Here is an 18,614-nt window from a genome sequence, read left to right as displayed (position 1 = left end):
AGGGTAGAATAAATGAGTAAGTTATATTTTAGGTATGGTGCTATGAATTGTGGTAAGTCAACAAATTTATTACAAGTAGCTCACAACTATGAAGAAAGAGGTATGAAAGTTCTTATTATTAAGCCAAAGACTGATACTAAAGGAGGGAACAAAGTAGTATCAAGACTTGGTGTAACCAGAAGTGTTGATATGTTGTTGGATAAAAATAAAGATATATACAAAGAGGTTGAAAATTGGATAAATAATAAGAGTATAATTGATTGTATCTTGGCAGATGAAGCTCAGTTTTTTAAAAAAGAACAGGTTGATCAATTATTCCGAATAGCAGTGTTAATGAATATACCTACTATTTGCTATGGTCTTCGTACAGATTTTCAAATGAAAGGATTTGAAGGCAGCGAGAGGCTGTTATTAGTAGCTCATAGTTTAGAGGAACTCAAAACTATATGTAAATGTGGAAAAAAAGCTCTACTAAATGGTAGAAAAATAAATGGTGAGTTTATATTTGAAGGAAAACAGATAGCTATAGATAAAGAAGATAACATAGAATATGAAGCACTTTGTCCTAAATGCTATTTTATGTATAAAGAGTTGTATGAAACAAATAAGACGAATAAAGAGGTGAGATAATGTCAAGAGAAACTTCCGTTGGAGGACAGGCCGTAATAGAGGGTGTAATGATGCGTGGTAAAAAAGGAGTTGCAACTGCAGTAAGAAAACCTAATGGTGAAATTGTTGTTAATAAGAAAGACGTTGTGCCTTATTCTAAAAGAAATAAAATATTAGGATTACCCATCATAAGAGGGTTTGTTACATTAATTGAATCGCTGATAATAGGAATAGAAACATTAAATTATTCTGCATCCTTTTTTGAGGAAGATAAAGATGAAGAACCGTCAAAATTAGATAAGTTATTTGTAAAAATGTTTAAGGAGAAAAGCGATGATGTGCTTATGGGCATAACTCTTTGTATATCTATAGCAATAGCTGCATTACTGTTTTTTATATTGCCTACTTTTGCTGCTAATATATTTAAGAAGGTAGGAGTTCATAGTTCTATAGGTTTAAATATAATTGAAGGTATAATAAGAGTGGCTATATTTTTGTTGTATATATATTCTATAGGAAAAATGGAAGATATAAATAGAGTTTTTCAATATCATGGAGCAGAGCATAAGACCATATTTTGTTATGAAAACGAAGTAGAGCTAACTCCTGAAAATGTACAAAAGTTTCAGAGATTTCATCCGAGATGTGGTACGAATTTTTTGTTTTTGGTTATGATAGTAAGTATAATATTATTTTCTTTAACTGGTTGGAGTTCGTTATGGCAAAGAATATTATACAGAATAATATTACTACCTGTTGTATCAGGTTGTACCTATGAGCTCATAAGATGGATTGGCAAAAGTGAAAGCATGTTATCTAAAGTTATAGCCTATCCGGGTATAACCCTTCAACAACTTACCACAAAAGAACCGGATACTCAGCAGTTAGAGGTTGCTATAACAGCCTTAAAGCATGCAGAAGGTATAGAAGAAACGGAGACTTTATAATGGAACAACAAAGCTTAAAAATAGGTGAACTTTTAAAAAATGGTTATGATATATTAAAATCCGCAAATATAGATAGTTATTTATTGGATACAGAACTTTTGTTAGGCAAGGTTTTAGAAAGAGATAGACTTTTTATGTTGCTCAACAGAGGGCATGAAGTAAGTGTTGAACAGGCAGAACAGTATCTTAAGCTTATAGAGCTGAGAAAAGATAAAATGCCTATAAAATATATTTTAGGTGAATGTGAATTTATGGGGTTGTCCTTTTTAGTTAAGGAGGGAATACTTATCCCAAGGCCAGATACTGAAATTTTAGTAGAGCAAACTATTGACGAGATAAGAGAAAACAATTTTAAAACTGTATGTGATGTTTGTACTGGTAGTGGTGCTATAGGCGTGTCCATTGCTAAATTAGTTGAGGATATAAAAGTTAGTTGCTGTGATATATCAGATATAGCCTATGATGTAGCTAGGAAGAATGTAAAAAGGTTGAGTGTTGAAGAAAAAGTTAAGATTATAAAAAGTGATCTATTAGAATATTTCATATGTAATGGCGAAAAGTATGATATAATTGTATCTAACCCACCCTATATAAGAAGGGATGTAATTGAAACCTTAATGGATGATGTAAAAAATTATGAGCCATATATTGCATTGTGTGGAGGAGAAGATGGGTTAGATTTTTATAGAAAAATAACACAGCAGAGTCTAAAGGTTTTAAATACTAACGGCATACTCATATTTGAGATTGGGTACGATCAAAAAGAAGATGTAAAACACATATTAAATCAATATGGATTTAGTGATGTTAAATGCTTTAAAGATTTAGCAGGAAAAGATCGAGTAGTACAAGGAACATTAAAAATTTGTTGCTAGAAATGCAAGAATTGTGATATAATTATACATTGTGAAAATATTTATACGGAGTGAGATAAAGTATGTTAGAAAGGCTTAACTTCATAGAGAATAAATACGAAGAATTATCCATAAAGATAAGTGATCCATCAGTTATGGCGGATCAAAAAGAGTGGCAAAGATTGTGTAAAGAGCATTCAGAACTTGAAACAGTTGTAACAGAGTTTAAAGCATACAAAAAAGCACAAGATGATCTTGAAGCTAATAAAGAAATGCTTAAAGATGAGTCAGATAAAGAAATGAGAGAAATGCTTCAAGAAGAAATAAAGGAACTTACAGCTGTTATTGAAGAAAAACAGCAAGAATTAAGAATTCTGCTTTTACCTAAAGATCCTAATGATGATAAGAATGTATTTATCGAAATAAGAGCAGGTGCAGGTGGAGAAGAAGCAGCTCTATTTGCTGCAAACCTAACTAGAATGTATACAAGATATGCAGAACGTAAGGGTTGGAGAATAGAAACTATAAGTATAAATGCTACTGATATAGGTGGTTTTAAAGAAATAGTATTTATGCTAAAGGGTTCTGGTGCATATAGTAAGCTTAAATACGAAAGTGGTGCTCATAGAGTTCAAAGAGTTCCGGATACTGAATCAAGTGGAAGAATTCATACTTCAACTGCTACAGTGGCAGTTTTGCCAGAAGTAGATGATGTAGAAGTTGATATTAATCCTAATGATTTAAGAATAGATGTATTTAGAGCATCTGGTCATGGAGGACAGTGCGTTAACACTACTGACTCAGCGGTTAGAATTACCCATTTGCCAACAGGACTTGTTGTTTCATGTCAAGATGAAAAATCACAGCTAAAAAATAAAGAAAAGGCGTTGAAGGTTCTTAAATCAAGATTATTTGAAAAAGCACAAGCAGAAAGAAGTGCAAGTATAGCTGAAGATAGAAAGAGCCAAGTTGGAACTGGGGATAGAAGTGAAAGAATAAGAACATATAATTATCCTCAAGGAAGAGTTACAGATCATAGAATAGGAGTAACTCTATATAAACTAGATGCTTTTCTTGATGGAGATATAGATGAAATAATCGATGCTTTAATAACTACAGACCAAGCAGAAAAAATGAAGAATATGGGTAATAATTATTAGTTATTAAATTTAGAAAAGAGGGAAACTGATGAATATAGATAAAGCTATTAGAAAGCAAAAAAAATCTTATAAAAGATTTCTGCTGTCTATGTGCTTTATTTTTTTTACACTTCCAACAGTCTTGTTTATAACTAGAGAATTTAATATATTTTATATAACTTATTTAATCATAATTGAAGCTTTGATACTCATAGCTCTTTGGATAAGAGTTAACAAAGAATATTTAAAATTTAGTTGTAATGGACATAAGCTTCAGATTTCTTTAGGAGTAAATAATAAAAAAATTAATTTAATCTGCAGTAAAGTTTTGCTAGTTCATGTGGAGGATATTAACTCTGCTGATGATAAAAATAAAGATTTTAAAATAATAATTATTGCCTCATCGAAATTCAGAAGCGATAGAATGATACCTATTAACTTAAATTTTCTTAAGAATCATCCTTATGTAGCATATGAATATAATAAAATAAAAATCTTACACCCTGAACATGAATATTATTATACTATAATAAGAAGAGGGGGGTTAAATAAATACCCGTTGCTAGACGTAATATATATAAACTGCGTTTATGGATATTTTACTGTGGATGCTGTGGAGAAAATAAAGTTTTATAGAGAAAATTCCAAATATTATAATAAAAAATAGTGTTTAGATAATTTAGCTTCATAATAACTTTGTGCTAAATTGGAATATATATAGTGATATAAAAATACATATGGTATATAAGTAATAAATAAAAGGGTGATTTCTTGAACTTTGATATGACTCGTATTGTGTTAATAGGAAGTATAGTATCTCTAATTGGTACTATGACTGGAGCTTCATTGGGAGTAGCTATAAAAAAACCATCTAATAAATTGTTAGGGAGTATAATTGGGTTTGCTGGAGGGCTGATGTTATCTGTAGTAGTATTTGATTTGATTCCAGAGGCTTTAACTGAATGGAATTTTATTGGAACCATAATATTTTGTATAATTGGAATCGTAGTAATAGCTATTATAGACAGAAAGATAAATATGGACAACCTAAATAAGCATGTTAAGGTTGCATTCCTGGCTTCCATAGCACTTATGCTTCATAACTTTCCAGAAGGTATAATAATGGGATGCGGTTTTGCTGCAGGGGGTACATTAGGAATCAAGATGAGTTTAATTATTGCTATACATGACATACCAGAAGGCATAGCTGTAGCTGCTCCACTGGTAGCTTCTAGAGTAAGGATACCAAAGATACTTCTCTATGCGTTTCTAACTGCCTTTCCAACTGCCATAGGGACAGGTATTGGAGCTTACATAGCTAACATATCGATAAATGTACTTGGTGCTTGCATTGCTATGGCATCTGGTATAATGTTATATGTAGTCTGTGGAGAAATGATTCCGGAGTCCTCGAGACTTTGGAATGGGGTTACTAGTACTATAGGTATTCTCTTTGGCATCATTGTAGGTCTGGTTATGGTTAGATTAATATAATACTTTCATAGACTGCATGAGTTATATTTGAATGCAGTCTTTTTGTATGAAGTGCACTTATAGATAAGCACAACTTAAATTTAACTTATACGTAGGAATATGCTGCCAAAACTGAAGGCACATTTAAAAACTTTTTTATCAGTCTTAGTGAAGTGTTTTTAGAAAATCTTAGAAGCTTTGATATGTTTGAGGCACGAGTTTATCAAAGCTTCTTTGATTTTCAAAAACACGAACTTTAGACTGATTAAAAGTTTTTAACGTACCGAAGTTTGGCAGCATATTCCGGAGTATAAGTTAAATTTCGGGCGTGTATATCTATATTATTGAACATAAATGCTTGAAAAATAGTATTTAGTAAACTATAATTATCAATTAAATTGAAGTTTGTAGAGATAACTTAATCAAGTATAGGGTTTACTATACAACAAAGGGTGGTTAAATATAATGAATACAAAAGTTATTTTACTTAATGAAGAAAATTTAGATAAAGAAGCTATAAGGAAAGCTGGAGAAGTAATAAGAAAAGGAGGTCTTGTGGCCTTTCCTACGGAAACAGTTTATGGACTGGGAGCTAATGCTTTAGATTCACAAGCGGTTAAGAAAATTTTTCAGGCTAAGGGGAGACCTCAGGATAACCCTTTAATAGTTCATATATGTGACATGGAAGAGGTTGAATCCTTAGTTAAGGAAATACCTGATATTGCACGTAAATTTATGGAAAAGTTTTGGCCGGGACCTATGACTATAATATTACCGAAGTCACCAATTGTACCAGATATTACTAGTGCATCGTTACCCTGTGTAGGAATAAGGATGCCATCTAATATTATAGCTAGAGAACTCATAAAAGCTGCAGGAGTTCCTATTGCAGCTCCTTCAGCCAATATTTCAGGAAGACCAAGTCCAACGGATGTTCAGAGGTGTATAGAAGATTTAGATGGAAGAGTAGATTATATTATTGGAGGAGAAAATTGTAAAGTAGGTTTAGAATCAACAGTAATAGACTGTACTGTGTATCCTACTTGTGTTTTACGCCCAGGTGGAATAACTCTTGAGATGTTGAAGGGCATCGACAAAGATGCGTACATAGATCCAGCTATAATGAAAAAACCTAGTGATAACCTTAAACCAAAAGCTCCAGGAATGAAATATAGACATTATGCACCAAAAGCTCCAGTAAAAATTATTCAAGGAGATTTGAAAAAAACTATTGCAAAAATTAATGAAATGGTGCAAAATTATATAGATGATGACAAGGTAGTAGGAATAATGGCTACAGATGAGACAAAATATTCATATACAAATGGTATAGTAATGTCTTTAGGAAGCAGAAAAGATATGAGTATTGTATCACAAAACTTATTTAGGATATTGAGAGACCTTGATGATAAAAAAGTAGATGTGATACTAGTTGAGTCCTTTGAAGAAAAAGGTATAGGTTTAGCAGTTATGAATAGACTTAAAAAATCAGCTGGATTTGATATAATTACAGTTTGATTTATATTTTTGTAGGAGGTTTGCTATGAAAAACATACTTTTTGTTTGTACTGGAAATACATGTAGAAGTTGTATGGCAGAAGCTATATTTAATAGTTTGTGTGATATAAAAGACTTTAAAGCTGTTTCAGCAGGTATAGCTATAGTACATAATAGTAAAACTTCTAAAAATTCTGCCATGGTTACTAAGGAAAACTTGAATATAGATATAAGCAACAGAAATGCTGTTCAAATAACTAGAAATATGTTGGAAAATGCTAGTCTTATTTTAACTATGACTGCACGTATAAGAGATGTAATAATTAATACATTTCCGGAATTTAAGCATAAGACTTATACATTAAATGAGTATATATCTGTTAATAGTGATATAGTTGATCCATTTGGTGGAGATGTAGAAATATATAGACATACTTATAATCAATTAAAGCAGAGTATTTCATCATTATTAGACAAATTGAAGAAGATGTAGGTATTATTTAATCTCAGCATCTTCTTTTTTTGCGGATTTATCCATTGGGCTACCAGCCATAATACTCCCATCTTTTTAAAAGTGTGAGTAAAGAGCGGTTACGTCTCTGATTAGCCACTTTTAAAAAGATGGAATAAAAATTTTGCTTGAAGCTTAGAATTCTGTTTATATTGTTATAACTTAAAACTTTACATAAATAATTGGTTATGTAGCATATTTTACAGTACTTAATATTTTGGAGGTGTTTTTATGAAAATAGCTTTAGGAAGCGATCATGCTGGTTTACCATTAAAAAAGGAAATAATAAAACATTTAGAAGCTAAGGGAATAGAAATTAAGGACTTTGGAACATATACGGAGGCTTCTTGTGACTATCCTGAATATGCTTTGGCTGTATCAGAACAGGTAGTAAATAAAAACTATGATTTTGGAATTTTAGTTTGCGGAACTGGAATAGGTATAAGTATAGCTGCTAATAAGATTCCAGGTGTAAGAACTGCACTATGTAGTGACACTTTTAGTGCTCACGCTTGCAGGGAGCATAATAATGCAAATATACTAGCTTTAGGGCAGAGGATTGTAGGAGCAGGACTTGCGCTAGATATAGTAGATACCTTCTTAAATGCCAAATTTGAAGGCGATAGACATCAGAAAAGAATTGATAAGATAACTGAAATTGAAAAGAAATATAGTAAATAACATAGGTTAGTTGGAGGAACATTATAATGAATAAAGTAACACAAATATCACATCCGCTGATATTACATAAATTAGCCTTAATAAGAGATAAAAACACTGGATCTAAAGATTTTAGAGAACTTGTTGAAGAAGTTGCTATGCTTATGGCTTATGAAGTAACTCGTGATTTTCAACTTGAAGAAATTGAAATAGAAACACCTATATGCAAAACTAGATGTAAAATGCTATCAGGTAAAAAAGTTGCAGTAGTTCCAATATTAAGAGCAGGACTAGGAATGGTAGGAGGAGTAGTAAAACTTATTCCAGCAGCAAAAGTTGGTCATATAGGATTATATAGAGATGAAACAACACTAAAACCTGTTGAATATTTCTGTAAGCTTCCTCAAGATATAGGTGAAAGGGAAGTTATTGTAACAGATCCCATGCTTGCAACTGGTGGATCAGCAACAGATGCTATAACTCTTCTTAAACAAAAAGGTGCTAAAAATATAAGATTGATGTGTCTTATAGCTGCACCAGAAGGAATAAAAACTGTTGTAGATACTCACCCAGATATAGATGTATATGTTGGATCTATAGATGAAAAATTAAATGAAAAAGGATATATAGTACCTGGATTAGGCGATGCGGGAGATAGATTATACGGAACTAAATAATATATGTATGTAAAATAAGCGGTGAACATAGTTTACCGCTTATTTTACATACATATAAAGGTTTCATGCTAAATTTTATAATTGTAATAGGTAATCAGTACTTTCATTTAAATAGTTTTTAGTATAGAATAAAAAAGGGAATAAATAAGTATAAACTTGTAGATAAAGTGAAACTTAAGTGGAAATTAATGGCGGTTGCTTATGGAAAAACAAAAAATTTAAGTATTATTTGTTGGAGGAAGTTATGTTAAGAATTGACAAAAATAACTATTATCTAGATATATGTGAAACAGTTTTAGAAAGAGGAACTTGCATTAGAAGAAATTTTGCTTCTATAATCGTAAAAAACGATGAAATTATAGCTACGGGATATACTGGATCGCCTCGAGGAAGAAAAAATTGTTGTGATTTAGGATATTGTCGGAGAGAGGAATTAAATATACCAAGGGGAACTAGATATGAGTTATGTAGATCCGTTCATGCAGAAAAATATATATTGTGTATATATGATGAATGTAATTACACGTTTTGGCAATAAAAGTGTTTAGGTAAGCAAAGTGGTTGAAAGGTAAAGATAAACATATATTAAGGGGGGGAATTACTTAAGGTAAAAAATCTTGTTGAAGATATATAATGAATTAAACAAGATTACGTAATTGTATATGGGTATAAGATATAAAAGGCATTTAACAGTTTCTCTAGAGATTTATATGTTATATCTAAAGAAGTAATATGAAATGATTAATTGACTACCATATCAGTAGATAAAAGATTTATATAAAGCGATAATAAGAAAAAATAATGAGTTTTTATTTAAACCTTATTGTACTATCATCAAATTTAACTATATAATGTTCTTATAGGTTAATAGCCTTTACTACTCAAACAAATCGCCTACATGTACTCCAAGTGCATTTGCAATTCCTTTAATTTCGTAATCTAATATTTCTCTAGTCCTATTCTCGATTTTAGATATCATAGGTCTATCTATATTAATTCCTTGAACGTTTAATCTTGCAGCTAGCTGCTCTTGAGTTATTCCCTTTCGCTTTCGTATTAAACTAATTTTTTTTCCAATAATATTTCTATTATGCAATTTAACCAACCTCGATTTTTAAATATTATGTATTGATTTTATAGGAAAGAAAATAATATAATGTGTGGTTATAACACATTATGTTATTTTATTGAAAAATATTTGAAAGTTGGTGGAATAGATGAAAATATATAAACCTTCAGTAAAAGATGTATCTATTTTTAAAGAAATTGCTCAAAATATTGTTAATCCATTAGAACTTTTGAGAGAAGCTATTAGTAATTCACATGATGCTGAAGCTAAAATAATTTCAATTATTGTATATAGAAATATTTGTGATAACTTTGTTATAGAAATACAAGATGATGGTAAGGGTATGGACTTGGAGGATATTCATAGATTTTTTAATTTAGGTGATTCAAATAAAAACATAGTAGGAATAGGGGAAAAAGGGTTAGGTACTAAAATATATTTTAAAAGTGAAAATATAACCGTACTTACTCAGACAAGAGATAACAAGGCATATAAAGTACTTATGAATAAACCGTGGGAATACTTATGCAACAACTGTTTACCGGAGTATGAAGTTGATAATATAAAAGCTCAACCTGGCAAAATGGGGACCACGATTTTAATAGAAGGGTACATAATTGATAATCCAGAAAGATATTTTAATTTTGAAGCAATTAAAGATTATGTACTGTGGTTTACTGCTGCTGGAAGTTTTAAAACGTACTTTGCAAATTATGCAGAATTACATAAATATATAAACAATATGCAAGTTGCACCAAGAATTTTTATAGAGGACAAAATTTTAAACCTTAAAGAAGAAGTAGCTGGGGTACATCAGTTTTATCCTCCACAAGAGAATCCAAAAGCAGATTTTAGAGAATCAATATATAAGAGGTCTGTTAATTATTGTAGACATTTTGGACCATATCATAAAGCTACTAATATTAATGGTGAGTATGTATCTTTTCAAATGTATGGAACTGTATCAGGAGTAAATTGTAGAAAGAAAATTGTTAAGTTAAAGCAAGGGGAAACTTTAAAATCAAGATTCGGTGTATATTTATCTAAAGATTTTATACCTTTTACTAAAAAAACAAATTTAATAACAGATCCAAGTTATCATCACTATCATCTATTGATTAATTCACAAGCCTTTGAGCTAACCGCTGACAGAAATAATTTATCAAATCAAGATGACTCTAAAGTTAAATGGATTTTTAGTGAAGTGAAAAAAATTATTAATGAAGATATAATGCCGTTAGCTAGTGAAGGGTATTTTAAATTAAGAAAAATTGAAGAAGTTGAATATTGTATAAAAGAAAAGCAAAGAAAAATGGTTGAAAGGTTAGAATCATTTGATAAAATTGATGATTTATCTGTAAGTGAAATTCCAATTACCAAAATACCAGACAATGAAGCACAAGTTGCTTTATTATTTGCCATAATAATGGCTCATGAAAAAACAAAAAATCTAATAAAATATATAAATAAAATAGGCCATTACTCACATCAAGCTGCAACAGATATGGTATGTTTAAATTATAATAATGAAAAAGTATTAGTTGAAATTGAATACAAACTAAGCAATTTATTTAAGCATGAACACCCTTATGAAACTTTTGATTACGTAATATGTTGGGTAGTTGATTTAGAAATCAATGAGAAGAAAAAGTTAAGTGATGGCAATGTGCTAAATTTAACACAGGAAGATGAAGAATGGATTTTAAAATATGGTACACAAAAAATTATACCGGTAGTTGAATTAAAGAGTGTAATAAAAAAATATTTAGATTTAGCTTAGCTGGAGTTGTAATAACTTGCATAGATATCCTAATAATATTTTCTAATAGGGTACCAGCAACAAGACACGGATTTACAGTGTTAAGGCAGTTTTCGTTGTAATGTACCCCTTTTAACAATGTTAAGAGTTTTGTTTATTTGACGGACATAATTTGTTTAATAATAAATCACCTTATAGGTGAAAATTATATTTATTTAAAATTAATATGTCTTAACTCAATGGTGATATACGTGCAAAGAAATCATCTTTGAAGATTTCTTTTTTCATTCCTATGTTAAATAAACTTAGACATATATATTTGTAGCTTTAAAATAAAGTTTGGTATTTTTTACATTAAGAGTGACCAGAATATAATTGGCATCTTTACCTCTCTGAAAATCAGAATCATGTGAACTATAAACATTTCAATTGCTGGTTCCAGTCAAGGTATCATGTCCACTCAGTACTTTTAAACCAAAAGGTACTCCTGTCATTAGAAAATATTTAACCTTTGGCCATACAGCAATTCACTGGGTTATCTTTTAATAGTTTTAATCCATTCAAGCAATTTATGGTGAGTACCTTATTAATTTCTAACATCTTTTTCACCTTGCGGTGCATCGTATAATATTCAATATCAACAAGCTTTTTACAAAAATAATATGTTATTTATATAGAAACTATAAAAAGTTTTGCATGGAACTTTTTATAATAACAGAAAGTTTATATTTTATTGCGTTATGCTAATATAAGTGTTATAATAAAAGTGTTTTATATAAGTGTAAAAGAGCTATTTAAATGGATTTAAATAGTGGAGGATATAAATTAATAATTGTAGGAAGTAAATCCTTAGGAGTTATAAATTTTTTATTACCCCTAGGGATTTTTTTATTTCTAAATTTAAAATGACCAGTGACTAAATAGTTATTAGTTGTAAGTGTTTTTCTCATATTTCGCTGAACTTGTTACAATTGAACACTATCTTAAATATTACTTGTACTGTAGTAATTTTATATATAATGAATATTTATTCGGAATATAAGTTCTGTAATGGCAGAATAGATCTATTTTTCTGACAGTCTTTAGGTTATCAATGGTGATTGCTTCTAAAAGGTATTTAAATGAACTTATTTTCGGTAAGGAAACTTTAAGTATTTTAATAGCGTACAATCTATTACTTTCAGCTGATAGTGGTAGTAAGTATGTTTATTCGTAAGTTTTTTCTTATATAAGATATAAAAGTACAAATAAATATCAAACTGTAATATGAGTTGTAAATAAGGAGGTATAGTACAAAATGAAACTAGAAGTATTAAAGATATTAGACGAGTTACAAAGAAAAACAAAGTTTATAGTTATTGATAAGGATAACTATGGATTACCATTTACTCCAATTAATAATTTTTTGCAAAGTAAAATAACAACTTCAACAAATAGACTAAGAGATTATACTTATGGGCTCATTAAATATTTTGAATGGCTAAGTATGTGTAACGTACATTATTTAAATATTTATGAGAATCATATAATAACTTATGTAAACTTCTTGGAAAGTGAGCCTGATAGAAGGACAAATAAGTATAAATTATTAAAAGAATTTAGTAATTTAATAGAAATAGATCCTAAGATGAAGAAAAAAGAAGCTATAAACAAACAAATAAGTGTTGTAAGACAATTTTATAGCTATTTATTAAAATCAGGGTGCATAAATTCAAATCCGTGTCCATTGGAAACAAGAAGTGGTAAGGGAAAGGGTAATGTTGATATGTTAGCGTATACCCATTGTAAGAAGAAAATTATTGATACCATAAAATCAAAAAAAAATGATTTTGATGTAGAACAGTTTTTAAATGGGGGTAATATAAATGAGAAAGATCCTTTTACACCTCAAGAAATACAGTCAATAATGAGCTTATTAAAAAATTCTCAGGAAAGACTACTAATATGCATGTTATTTCTAGGAATGAGAATATCTGAAGCTTTAGGTAGAAGAATCAGTGATATAAAGTGGTCCCAAAGAATAGTTACGATAACTAAGAGAGAAGATGATCCGGAATGGGTAAACATAAAGTATGACAGTCAAAGAAATTTGGAGATTAGAGGGGTTTTATATTTTAATAATTTAGTTGAGATAATGCATGATTCTTATAATGAATATGTACATGAAGTATTAAGACCCAATAAATTATTAAACCCAAGAAAGTTTTTATTTATAAAACTACAGGGGAATCCAGGGCCATTAAGTTATACGGATATTTATAATAGAATAATAAAAAATAATCTTCAGAAGAAAATAACCAATAGAAATATTGGATTTCATAGCTTTAGACACCATTTTAGTACGACTAATATTGGATTAGGAAGGCCTTTAGAAGAAGTGCAGAAGTTATTAGGACATTCTGATATATCAACAACAATAAAATACTATTATAATCCATCAATAAGATTTTTGAAGGAATTAGTTGTTCAGGGGATTATAACTATGGATGAAGCAGAGAAAAGAACAAAGTATATTTTAGATTATAAGAAGAAGTTTTGCAAGTTTTAAAAGGAAGGATGAAAAATGACTAAAGGTAACCTAGAGAACAGACAAAATCAATTGAAGGAACAAGATTACTGTAGTGTTAAAAGTATAATTACAAGTAATATTAGAGAAAAGTATAATTATATTTCATATAAAAATATTTATCGATGGTCTCTTCCTAATATAATTGAATATTTTAGTAGTTATAAACACAAAAAAATTGATAATACTTCCTTATACAGTAAAGTGTGGAATTACTTAGATGCTAAAAGGGGAAAAGTATTATACAGATACCCCTATATAAACACTCTAATAAAAGTAACATTATTTTATTTATATATCTTAGGTGAGATTGAATTATCATACGTGCATATTGAATATCTAGCAAGTGATAGTACTGTGCTATTCGATTTTATGAAAAGAATAATGAATTTCAATATAATAAGAGATGACTATAAAGATATAAGATTTGATATGCTAGTTATTGTAATGTTTAAAAATAAAATAGTAAAAATAGAAGATTTAAATAACGACATGATAAGAGAATATAAGAAATTTCTAAATACAGATAAATCAACAATAAGTAGCCATGTTGATATGATTTTTAATTTGGAAAACAAACTGTTTTTGAAAGGAATATTAAAAGAAAATGCCGTCTATACTGAAAAAAAGTTAGTTGGCAGGGATGATTATTTCACAGATATATGTAATTTAGAATTAAAGAATGCAATGTTTTGGTATATGGATAACACAAGGGCATCTAAAAGAAGTGTAAAAAAATTTCCTCCACATTTGATACACTTTGCAAAATATATAGATAAAAACTATAGAAAATTATCTATTTGTCATTATAATTCTTTTATTGCTGATACATATAAAGAAAAACTGCAAATGGATATAGATATTAAACTAATTTCATCAAGAAACTGGGCATATAACTGCATTGGCAGGATTAATCATTTTCTAAACTTCTTAATTGATAACAATTATAGTGTACACCCCATAAATCGTGATATATTTTTACCAAATATATTTGATGATAGACATGAAAGAAAGGCAGTTAGAAGACAAGCAATTCCAGAATATATAGTAAGCAGAATTAAAAATAAGTTATCTATTTTGGATAAGGCAGAAAAGGCTATAATTACCATTTATTTAGAAACTGGTATAAGGTTAAATGAGCTTTCGTTGATTAGTTTAGAGGATATACATAAAGATGCTAAAGAATTGCTAATGGAAGATGTAAAAGATTTAGAAGATGGTATAGGATGGATAAAAGTTATCAGTCCCAAAATAAAGGGGCGCGAAAGAATAGTCCTTATTAGCAAAGAAACATATGAAGCCTTTCAAATCATTAAGCAAGATAGAATTAACAGATTTAAAGATATTGGTGCGATATTGCATAAATCTTACCCGGAATTGGGCAGGAGAAATTACTTCATTCTTAATAAGTTTGGATTACCTTATATAAGTATGGACTCAAAAGTAGGACATATAATTGAAAAACTAAATATATGTGATGATGATGGTAGTGCATATAAAATAACGGCTCATCAATTTAGGCATACATTTTTAACTAATTTGATGAGATGCGGATGTCCTATACATGTAGCAATGGATCTAATGGGGCATGTGACTGCTTCGATGACTCAATATTATGACCAGTTCGAAAAGGATAGCCAAGATATCATATATGAAGAAAAGCTTATGGAGGATGATATAGCTATTACCGTTAACGAAGAAAATATAGACATAATAATTCCTGGAAAAGACTTAAATAAGCTACATGAAATAAATATTAGGTATAGGAAAAGAGGTGGATTTTGCTGTACTGATGAGTTTCAAGACGAGTGTGTCAATATAGATTGTATTGATTGTCTCAATAATAACTTTAAATCAAATTTTACATTTAGAGAAGAACTAAATAAATCAATGATTATGTATTTTGAAATGTGGTCAAATGAGAAATATGATTCAAATAACAAAGCTATTTATTTTTTATATTTGTCTAGGCTATATGAAAAAATGTTGACTAAAGTTGAAGCATTCCCAGATGAAGTTGAACTTATGTTAAGTAAAGCAGAAAAAGAAGAAATATCGAGAATAGTGGGGTTGAAATGAAAAGGATTTTTAGTAAATCAGATGTAAAAAAAATATACAATGACTTGTATAATAATGGACATGAACAAGAGGCCGATAGCATGTTATTAGTATTAATGTATATGAATCAAAATAATATTTTCTTTTCTAATTATTTGTTAAAAAGAGATATAGTATCTATTGATATTAATAAATGCAAAAATTTTAGTATAAACGATATACCAAACTGGTTAAGTGGGATTATAAGTAAAAATATTATTAGTAGTAGAAATACATTCTACTTTCCAAATTTTTTTATACAAGGTTTTTTATGCAGTTATTATTTAGATTTAAATGGTAATAAGGATGAGTTAAGAAAGGTAATAAGGGATTATTCAAATTATAAAGATAAGCGTTCAAATTATTGCTTTATACAATTTTGTAAAGGAGTAATAAGCTATTTTGCTATTAATTATAAAATCAATGAAATTCATGAGTATCTACATATTTTAACAAATAGAACTTATAAAAGCGAAAAAAATCCAGATAGATCGTATAACGTTGATTTATTTAGCGTATGGTTGTTATTAACTTTTAAGAAATCTTCAATTTGGGATATTGATAAGAGTAATATAAAGGAAGTTATCAGAATTTTATCGAAAAGCTATAATAGTTGGGTGAAAAATAAAGAGTGTAATTTAAATGAGATATCTATAGGGGATATTTTTAACTGTAAGTTTTCTGAAATAATCAATTGGTGGAGAGCTGCATTTCTAGGTCATGAATGTAGGAAAAGTATTATAAATCCGTTAGAGGATCCTCCAAAACGTAAGATAAATTATAAAACATTATTTGAGCCAGATAACATAGAAAATAGGCTAAAATATTCTATGTCACTGTTAAAGGATGACTTAGTAAAAAATGAAATTATAGAAGTATATAAGAACAGGCACTTGCAAGAATCACATAATCTTTTAGTATACGGAAAAATAAACAGCTTTATCAAATACTATAATTATTGTTTAGAATATTCATTAAATTATACTGAGACAGTTTCAGTAAAAAAATATGTTGATGAAAAATCTTATGGGAAAGAAAATAAAAGTAAAAATCAGTTAATAAATAATCTTAGAGGGTATTTTAAATTAGCGATAAAAATAGGATATTATGAAAATTTAAGAAGTAATCCTGTGTCATATTTATTAAATGTAACTAGTGATAAGTTTTCTAAAATACCAGATGATAAAGTTATACCGGAGAAGGATGTAAAAAAAATATTTATGATTGAAGATAAGTTATCAAAATTTGAAAGATTGTTTATTCGTCTTTTATACTATACAGGACTTAGGGTAGGTGAAGCGTTACTTCTAACAGTAGGGTGTATAGTAAAGATAACTGATAGAGCAGTAACAATTATAGTGCCACCTTTTAAACAAAGGAAAGAGCCTTATGTTATATTAGTGGAGGATTTAGATGTTATAAAAGTATTAGAAGGGTTAATTGATTTAAGGTCAAAATATGGCAGAGTACCACATTTTGAAACAGGAGAAGCAAAATTATGGATCATGGTAGAAGTTAAAAGTAATGGAAGGGGGCTACAGCATATTAGTAAAAAAAGAGGTAATCAAATTATAGAAAAAGCTTGTAAATTAGCTGGAATTAAAAAGTATACAAATCATTGCTTTAGGCATACATTTGCCCATAGAAAATTAAATGATGAAAATTATGATTATGAAGATGTAGCTATTTTACTCGGACATTCTTGTCTGGATACTCTAGTTATCTATTCTAGATTAACTAATGAAGAAAAATTAAGATTTTTTAGTGGAATCATAAGGCGAAAAAAAGCAGTTTCATTAGCACGACAAGAAAAAAAATCGAATAACGTTAATGAATTTAATGGGAAATATAAAATTCGTCTTAGTAACTACCATAATAGATGGTGTGGTAGTGGATGGTGTAATACAGATGAAACTGTAAAATGTCCTAAGCGATTTATAAGTCATTACACATGTCCTTTGTTTAAATCAGATGTTAGTCGAAAAGATGAAATAATAGATGACTACTATGCAAATATTAGGTTATTAGAACATGAATTAAGTAAGCAATATCCTATTTTAAAAGATGTTGTTCTTTTCAAGAATATATTGGATGGAATAATTGAAAATTTAAACTCTATAGATATTGATACTAAGAATCTTATTCTAGTAGGCGAAGAAATTATAAGAGAAGCTAATAATTTTATAAAAAGGATGATTGTAAGATGAAAGATGAAACTGTCAAAAAAATTCAGGTAGCTTGTAATAAGCTTGTATATCAATGGAAAAGAGAGTTTAATAAATGCATAAAAAATAATAAACCTGTACCAAAATCAATATCTATACCCCAAATAGCTAAAAGGGCTGGAGTAGCTCCTAAAACTATATATACAACTGATGAATATAAGAGAGTAGCATTAATAGCTATAGCGAAGACTCAAGTATGTCCCAATGAAGAAGACATAGAGTTTTATCCTGAAAAAGATATATTTTCACGGGATGAGGTTAAATTAATAGCAAAAAATATTAGTGAAAAATATGAAACTACAATTAAGTCACTTACAAGAGTCATTATAGAAAAAGATAAAAAATCGGAAAAGGCAATTAGTGATGCCAAGGAATTAAAAATAATGCTTGAAAAATATGCAATGGAGATAGTAAAACTTGAAAGCGAAAATGTAATGCAAAAAGGACAAATTGATCTATTAAATAAAAACAATGAATAAAGTATACTATTACAAAAACTGAAATTAATCCTGAAAAAAATATTATCATTAT

At 29.1% G+C, this 18,614-nt stretch carries 16 protein-coding genes and 1 pseudogene; 16 read left to right on the top strand and 1 reads right to left on the bottom strand.

The genetic code is table 11. The annotated features are described in order from the left end of the window. Positions 1 to 12: 12 nt before the first annotated feature. From HGI79_RS06055 to HGI79_RS06005, 11 genes and pseudogenes are all read left to right on the top strand, one after another. On the top strand, positions 13 to 630 hold the full coding sequence (locus tag HGI79_RS06055) for a thymidine kinase (protein WP_185649770.1): 618 nt from the start codon (positions 13 to 15) through the stop codon (positions 628 to 630). After that, positions 630 to 1,556: a DUF1385 domain-containing protein gene (locus HGI79_RS06050; RefSeq protein ID WP_185649769.1), complete on the top strand. Its 927-nt coding sequence runs from the start codon at positions 630 to 632 to the stop codon at positions 1,554 to 1,556. The genes HGI79_RS06055 and HGI79_RS06050 overlap by 1 nt, the downstream gene beginning before the upstream one ends. Further along, positions 1,556 to 2,431, top strand: a complete 876-nt coding sequence (prmC, locus tag HGI79_RS06045; RefSeq protein WP_185649768.1) for a peptide chain release factor N(5)-glutamine methyltransferase — start codon at positions 1,556 to 1,558, stop codon at positions 2,429 to 2,431. Before HGI79_RS06050 ends, prmC begins: the two co-directional genes overlap by 1 nt. Positions 2,432 to 2,493: 62 nt before the next feature. Beyond that, positions 2,494 to 3,570, top strand: coding sequence for a peptide chain release factor 1 (prfA, locus tag HGI79_RS06040; RefSeq protein WP_185649767.1), 1,077 nt, complete (start codon positions 2,494 to 2,496; stop codon positions 3,568 to 3,570). A 28-nt stretch (positions 3,571 to 3,598) separates the two neighbouring features. Then, on the top strand, positions 3,599 to 4,216 hold the full coding sequence (locus HGI79_RS06035) for a hypothetical protein (RefSeq protein ID WP_185649766.1): 618 nt from the start codon (positions 3,599 to 3,601) through the stop codon (positions 4,214 to 4,216). 116 nt (positions 4,217 to 4,332) lie between these two features. Beyond that, complete coding sequence (locus HGI79_RS06030; RefSeq protein ID WP_185649810.1) at positions 4,333 to 5,043, top strand: ZIP family metal transporter; 711 nt, start codon at positions 4,333 to 4,335, stop codon at positions 5,041 to 5,043. A 444-nt stretch (positions 5,044 to 5,487) separates the two neighbouring features. After that, a complete protein-coding gene (locus HGI79_RS06025) occupies positions 5,488 to 6,540 on the top strand; it encodes an L-threonylcarbamoyladenylate synthase (RefSeq protein ID WP_185649765.1) in 1,053 nt (350 codons plus the stop codon). A 25-nt stretch (positions 6,541 to 6,565) separates the two neighbouring features. After that, a complete protein-coding gene (locus HGI79_RS06020) occupies positions 6,566 to 7,012 on the top strand; it encodes a low molecular weight protein arginine phosphatase (RefSeq protein WP_185649764.1) in 447 nt (148 codons plus the stop codon). A gap of 249 nt (positions 7,013 to 7,261) precedes the next feature. Then, positions 7,262 to 7,711: a ribose 5-phosphate isomerase B gene (rpiB, locus tag HGI79_RS06015; protein ID WP_185649763.1), complete on the top strand. Its 450-nt coding sequence runs from the start codon at positions 7,262 to 7,264 to the stop codon at positions 7,709 to 7,711. Between the two features lie 26 nt (positions 7,712 to 7,737). Further along, positions 7,738 to 8,367: a uracil phosphoribosyltransferase gene (gene upp / locus HGI79_RS06010; protein WP_185649762.1), complete on the top strand. Its 630-nt coding sequence runs from the start codon at positions 7,738 to 7,740 to the stop codon at positions 8,365 to 8,367. A gap of 244 nt (positions 8,368 to 8,611) precedes the next feature. Continuing rightward, positions 8,612 to 8,857: pseudogene (locus HGI79_RS06005) on the top strand (deoxycytidylate deaminase); the annotation flags it as partial. 387 nt (positions 8,858 to 9,244) lie between these two features. Here the strand turns inward: HGI79_RS06005 and HGI79_RS06000 are convergent. Beyond that, complete coding sequence (locus HGI79_RS06000) at positions 9,245 to 9,463, bottom strand: helix-turn-helix domain-containing protein (RefSeq protein ID WP_241428151.1); 219 nt, start codon at positions 9,461 to 9,463, stop codon at positions 9,245 to 9,247. Positions 9,464 to 9,584: 121 nt separating this feature from the next. Between HGI79_RS06000 and HGI79_RS05995 the strand changes: the two genes are divergently transcribed. The 5 genes from HGI79_RS05995 (at position 9,585) to HGI79_RS05975 (ending at position 18,562) form a co-directional block, all read left to right on the top strand. Further along, the gene (locus HGI79_RS05995) at positions 9,585 to 11,216 is read left to right on the top strand and encodes an ATP-binding protein (protein ID WP_185649760.1); all 1,632 of its coding nucleotides are present in this window, start codon (positions 9,585 to 9,587) and stop codon (positions 11,214 to 11,216) included. Between the two features lie 1,276 nt (positions 11,217 to 12,492). Beyond that, positions 12,493 to 13,743 (top strand): tyrosine-type recombinase/integrase, encoded by a 1,251-nt coding sequence (locus tag HGI79_RS05990; protein ID WP_185649759.1) that lies wholly within the window; start codon positions 12,493 to 12,495, stop codon positions 13,741 to 13,743. Positions 13,744 to 13,758: 15 nt separating this feature from the next. Continuing rightward, entirely contained in the window at positions 13,759 to 15,840 is a 2,082-nt protein-coding gene (locus HGI79_RS05985) for a site-specific integrase (protein WP_185649758.1), read from the top strand. Next, on the top strand, positions 15,837 to 18,065 hold the full coding sequence (locus HGI79_RS05980; RefSeq protein ID WP_185649757.1) for a tyrosine-type recombinase/integrase: 2,229 nt from the start codon (positions 15,837 to 15,839) through the stop codon (positions 18,063 to 18,065). The genes HGI79_RS05985 and HGI79_RS05980 overlap by 4 nt, the downstream gene beginning before the upstream one ends. Continuing rightward, positions 18,062 to 18,562, top strand: a complete 501-nt coding sequence (locus HGI79_RS05975) for a hypothetical protein (RefSeq protein WP_185649756.1) — start codon at positions 18,062 to 18,064, stop codon at positions 18,560 to 18,562. The genes HGI79_RS05980 and HGI79_RS05975 overlap by 4 nt, the downstream gene beginning before the upstream one ends. Positions 18,563 to 18,614: the final 52 nt, after the last annotated feature.

Source organism: Clostridium sp. DJ247, from assembly GCF_014231265.1.
The sequence above is the reverse complement of the archived record's forward strand: the minus strand, read 5'-3'. Positions and strand labels throughout refer to the sequence as shown.

What these genes read in the sequence shown, in the direction of transcription:
- rpiB (WP_185649763.1), top strand. Translation starts at nt 7,262, where the DNA reads ATGAAAATAGCTTTAGGAAGCGATCATGCTGGTTTACCATTAAAAAAG.
- HGI79_RS06020 (WP_185649764.1), top strand. Translation starts at nt 6,566, where the DNA reads ATGAAAAACATACTTTTTGTTTGTACTGGAAATACATGTAGAAGTTGT.
- HGI79_RS06050 (WP_185649769.1), top strand. Translation starts at nt 630, where the DNA reads ATGTCAAGAGAAACTTCCGTTGGAGGACAGGCCGTAATAGAGGGTGTA.
- HGI79_RS05985 (WP_185649758.1), top strand. Translation starts at nt 13,759, where the DNA reads ATGACTAAAGGTAACCTAGAGAACAGACAAAATCAATTGAAGGAACAA.
- HGI79_RS06025 (WP_185649765.1), top strand. Translation starts at nt 5,488, where the DNA reads ATGAATACAAAAGTTATTTTACTTAATGAAGAAAATTTAGATAAAGAA.
- prfA (WP_185649767.1), top strand. Translation starts at nt 2,494, where the DNA reads ATGTTAGAAAGGCTTAACTTCATAGAGAATAAATACGAAGAATTATCC.
- HGI79_RS05975 (WP_185649756.1), top strand. Translation starts at nt 18,062, where the DNA reads ATGAAAGATGAAACTGTCAAAAAAATTCAGGTAGCTTGTAATAAGCTT.
- HGI79_RS05995 (WP_185649760.1), top strand. Translation starts at nt 9,585, where the DNA reads ATGAAAATATATAAACCTTCAGTAAAAGATGTATCTATTTTTAAAGAA.
- HGI79_RS06035 (WP_185649766.1), top strand. Translation starts at nt 3,599, where the DNA reads ATGAATATAGATAAAGCTATTAGAAAGCAAAAAAAATCTTATAAAAGA.
- prmC (WP_185649768.1), top strand. Translation starts at nt 1,556, where the DNA reads ATGGAACAACAAAGCTTAAAAATAGGTGAACTTTTAAAAAATGGTTAT.
- HGI79_RS05990 (WP_185649759.1), top strand. Translation starts at nt 12,493, where the DNA reads ATGAAACTAGAAGTATTAAAGATATTAGACGAGTTACAAAGAAAAACA.
- HGI79_RS06030 (WP_185649810.1), top strand. Translation starts at nt 4,333, where the DNA reads ATGACTCGTATTGTGTTAATAGGAAGTATAGTATCTCTAATTGGTACT.
- HGI79_RS05980 (WP_185649757.1), top strand. Translation starts at nt 15,837, where the DNA reads ATGAAAAGGATTTTTAGTAAATCAGATGTAAAAAAAATATACAATGAC.
- upp (WP_185649762.1), top strand. Translation starts at nt 7,738, where the DNA reads ATGAATAAAGTAACACAAATATCACATCCGCTGATATTACATAAATTA.
- HGI79_RS06055 (WP_185649770.1), top strand. Translation starts at nt 13, where the DNA reads ATGAGTAAGTTATATTTTAGGTATGGTGCTATGAATTGTGGTAAGTCA.